Annotated in this window: 5 protein-coding genes; 1 reads left to right on the top strand and 4 read right to left on the bottom strand. The window is 23.2% G+C overall.

Annotated elements, in window-relative coordinates; genetic code table 11:
* The 4 genes from GBZ86_RS13530 to GBZ86_RS13515 form a co-directional block, all read right to left on the bottom strand.
* On the bottom strand, nucleotides 1–728 hold a 728-nt coding region (locus tag GBZ86_RS13530; protein WP_152891496.1), incomplete at its 3' end, for an FtsX-like permease family protein.
* Complete coding sequence (locus tag GBZ86_RS13525; RefSeq protein ID WP_152891494.1) at nucleotides 728–1,483, bottom strand: ABC transporter ATP-binding protein; 756 nt, start codon at nucleotides 1,481–1,483, stop codon at nucleotides 728–730. The genes GBZ86_RS13525 and GBZ86_RS13530, both read right to left, overlap by 1 nt.
* 135 nt (nucleotides 1,484–1,618) lie before the next feature.
* On the bottom strand, nucleotides 1,619–2,635 hold the full coding sequence (locus tag GBZ86_RS13520) for a sensor histidine kinase (RefSeq protein WP_152891492.1): 1,017 nt from the start codon (nucleotides 2,633–2,635) through the stop codon (nucleotides 1,619–1,621).
* Nucleotides 2,610–3,308: a response regulator transcription factor gene (locus GBZ86_RS13515; RefSeq protein ID WP_152891490.1), complete on the bottom strand. Its 699-nt coding sequence runs from the start codon at nucleotides 3,306–3,308 to the stop codon at nucleotides 2,610–2,612. The genes GBZ86_RS13520 and GBZ86_RS13515 overlap by 26 nt, the downstream gene beginning before the upstream one ends.
* A 320-nt stretch (nucleotides 3,309–3,628) precedes the next feature.
* Here GBZ86_RS13515 and GBZ86_RS18045 point away from each other — a divergent pair.
* On the top strand, nucleotides 3,629–3,886 hold a 258-nt coding region (locus GBZ86_RS18045), incomplete at its 3' end, for a hypothetical protein (protein WP_207707459.1).

Here is a 3,886-nt window from a genome sequence, read left to right as displayed (position 1 = left end):
ATCATATAGGGACATATTAATGTTACTGCTATAAAAACTCCTACCATATATCTTTCTTCTTTAAATATTTCCATTAATAAAGTTTTAGGTAAGTATATCATAGCTATTATTAATAATATTAAAGAAATTCCTCCTAATAGCACATTAGCTTTTCCTACTTCTTTTTTCTTAGATGCTTTTATAACCTCTATTATAGATGCTTTTCTTATATAAAATATATTAAAAATAAAGTTTCCTATAAATATTAAAGAAAATACTCCTATGCTAAGCAAATAAGTTTTGTAATTTAATTTAAAAGGAATTGAAGTAGATGCTATTATTTTATTTAATATCATGTAAAACAGTTTTCCAAATACTGTTCCAGTTAAAACTCCTGTTAATAAAGATGCTAACATTATACCTAAGTTTTCTATAAATATTAATTTAGTTAAATCCTTTGTGGTCATTCCTAAAGTTAAGTACATTCCAAATTCTTTACCACGATTCTTTAAAAATGCCATATTTGTATAGGTTATAAAGACTATAGAAAAAATTATAAGTCCCATTAAGGAAATATTTACAGTTTCATATATAGAAGTTTTTCCTATACTATCTAATACAGCTTCATTAAACATTAAGCTACCATACATAAATAATAATGCTATAATTAAGGAATTTATAAAATAGAAAGATATATATTTATTAAAATTATGAATAAAATTTTTTTTAATTATGGAAGAAAAATTCATTAGTTTTCTCCTCCCATAATACTTTGAACTTCTAGTATTTTATCAAAGAACTGTGTTCTATTTCCATTTGATGTAATTTCCATTTTAATCTTTCCATCCTTAATAAAGATAATTCTTTTACAGAAGGAGGCAGCAAAGGGATCATGAGTTACCATTAAAACTGTACTATTTATATCCTTATTCATTTTACTTATGGTTTCCATTATGCTATTGGCAGATTTTGAGTCTAAATTCCCTGTAGGTTCATCTGCAAATATTATAGCAGGATCATTTATTAAAGCCCTTGCAGCAGCTACTCTTTGCTTTTGTCCCCCAGAAATATGGTAAGGATATTTTTTACTTAAATTTCCTATATTAAAAAATTCCATAAGTTCATTAACTTTTTTCTTAATTTCTTTTGGATTTTTTTTATCTAAAATAAGTGGTAATGATATGTTTTCTTCTAAAGTTAAGCTATCTAAAAGATTAAAATCTTGAAATATATATCCAATATTTTTTCTTCTAAATAAGGCTAATTCATCTTTTTTTAGTTTACTAATATCATTATCCTTTATAATAACTTTTCCTGAAGTGCTTTTATCTACCCCTGAAAGAATATTAAGCAAAGTAGTTTTACCACTACCAGACGGGCCCATTATACCTACAAATTCTCCTTCCTTTACTTCTAAATTTATTCCCTCTAATGCAGTTACTTCCTTTGCTCCTTTATAAGAACTATAAATTTTAATTAAATTATTTACCTTTAAAATCTCCATATATTTAACCCCTCTTATATAAATAGATTATTCCGCTTTTTTCTAAGCATCTTATGATATTATTATAAAAGGGAATCCAAAATTCTCTAATGGATTCCCCTTACAAAACCTTACATTTTTGAAAGGTTAGTTAATTTATAAAATAAAATTTTCCTTTTTAAATACTATATACACTATAGTACCCTTACCAAGTTGTGAATTTATTTTAATAGTATGTCCTAACTTTTCTCCTATAAGCTTTACCATATAAAGACCTATACCTGTGGCTGTTCTTTCTTTTCTACCATTATTACCTGTAAAAAATGGATCATATATTCTTGGTAAGTCTTCTTTAGCTATTCCTACACCTTCATCTTTAATTGATAATTCAATGGTATTTTCTTTAGAGATAGCTTCAATTTCTACTTTTTTACCTTTTTTATTTTCAGAGTATTTAATGGAATTAGATATTATTTGCTCTATCATGTATGAACACCATTTTTTATCCGTATAAACCTGTATATTTTCATCTATTTTTATTTTAGGAAATACTCCTTTATATATAAAGTCTCTTTTTTTTATATTTATTACATTAGTTATTAATTCTTTTAGGTTACAAGTAATAGTTATGTAATCCCTTGAAAAATTATCTAATCTTAATACATTTAAACATTCTTCTAAATTCTTTTTTACAGTGGTGTTTTCTTCTTTTATGTCTTCAATACAGTTATCTTCACCATTTTTTAAAATACTTTTTTCACAGGCTAAATCTATTACAGTTAAGGATGTTTTCATATTATGAATCCATTGAGAAAATAAAGCATCTCTATCACTTATATGTCCATTAAGAGAGTGTATTTTATAAAGATACTCTTTATGCATACTTGAAATAGTATTAAATATTTCTTCTTCATTAAAATTAATATAAGGATTACTATAATCAGGGCTTCTTTTACTATCCTCTAATTTTTTTAAAAATTCTTTGTATTTAAATATTTCAATAATAAAATATATTAATATTACAAAAATACTTAAGCATAAAGGATATAATATTTCACTATTTTCAAATAATAAATAATAAAACAATATTATAACTAAAGTATTTATAATAAGTGCTAATAAATCTCTTCCTTTAACTTTAATAACTTTAATTATTAATTCCATTAAACACATAACCTACCCCTCTTTTAGTAGTAATAGCATTATTAATACCTAAATCACTTAGTTTCTTTTTAACCCTAGTCATATTAACTGTTAAAGTATTATCATCTACAAATAATGTGTCATCCCAAATAGCTTCTAGAATTTCCTCTCTAGTAATAACCTTTCCTATATTATTTAAAAGTAGGTTTAATATTCTATGTTCATTCTTTGTAAGATCTATAATTTTACCTTCATATTTTAATTTCATACTATCATTAAGTAAAAATAAATTATTTTCCTTTAAACCTTTAGAGATATTACTTTCTTTAGTAATATCTTTATATTCATTTACTCTTCTTAATAAAGCATTTATTTTAGCAAGTAATACTCCTATGGCAAAGGGTTTTGTAACATAGTCATCTGCTCCAAGTTCCATGCCTCTTATTTGTTCACCTTCATCACTTCTAGCGGAAAGTATTATCACGGGAGTTTTGTATTTTTTTCTAATTAACCTTAAAAAATAAAATCCATCAAATTTAGGTAAATTAATATCTAATATTATTAAATTTGCATTTATTTTTTCCACAGTTTCCATTACCTTATTAAAATCATTTATTGTAGTAACTTTAAAATCATAAGCTTCTAAATATTCACTAATATATTGCTTTAACTTTAAATCATCTTCTTTAAACAATATTTTCATTTTATTACTCCTTTGGATAAATATTAAAAGTAAATTATACTATATTTTTAATACTGTTGCTATATTATCAAAATTTGTACCTATAACCTTTAATTCAAATGAAAATGATAGTATAAATTATGTAGATTGTGCTATAGCTAAAATTCTTCCTTCTATAAAAACTAGCTTTCATATTTATGAAATTGGATTAGTTACAATTATACTTTAAATATTTATATTTAAATAAGAAATTAAAGAATATGAGCTTTTATATACACTAATGTATTTTTATGTTAATATAATCTATATACAAAAGAAAATTTTTAAAGTAGGGATTTAGAATGAATATTTTAAAGTTATTGAATAAAATAAGTATAGTAATAAGTTATATATTAACAATTATATCTATAATAACCTTAATAATAGGATTAACTGGCTTTATAGAAACACTAGAAACTATACCTTCAAGTTTAGCTGTTAAAAATGGAATAGGTATTACTTTTACATTTATATATTTTATTATTGGTTTTATAAATTTAATAGTGTTTCTCATTTATATTTTTACTAAACATTTATTAAATGAAAGAAAAATTCATAAT

Source organism: Clostridium tarantellae (genome assembly GCF_009295725.1).
Taxonomy (GTDB): Bacteria; Bacillota; Clostridia; order Clostridiales; family Clostridiaceae; genus Sarcina; species Sarcina tarantellae.
Note: the sequence above shows the minus strand (reverse complement) of the source record. Positions and strands in the feature narration are given on the sequence as shown.

Bases quoted from the DNA above. Each gene is read 5' to 3' on its own strand.
- GBZ86_RS13525 (WP_152891494.1), bottom strand. From the start codon at position 1,483: ATGGAGATTTTAAAGGTAAATAATTTAATTAAAATTTATAGTTCTTAT.
- GBZ86_RS13520 (WP_152891492.1), bottom strand. From the start codon at position 2,635: ATGTGTTTAATGGAATTAATAATTAAAGTTATTAAAGTTAAAGGAAGA.
- GBZ86_RS13515 (WP_152891490.1), bottom strand. From the start codon at position 3,308: ATGAAAATATTGTTTAAAGAAGATGATTTAAAGTTAAAGCAATATATT.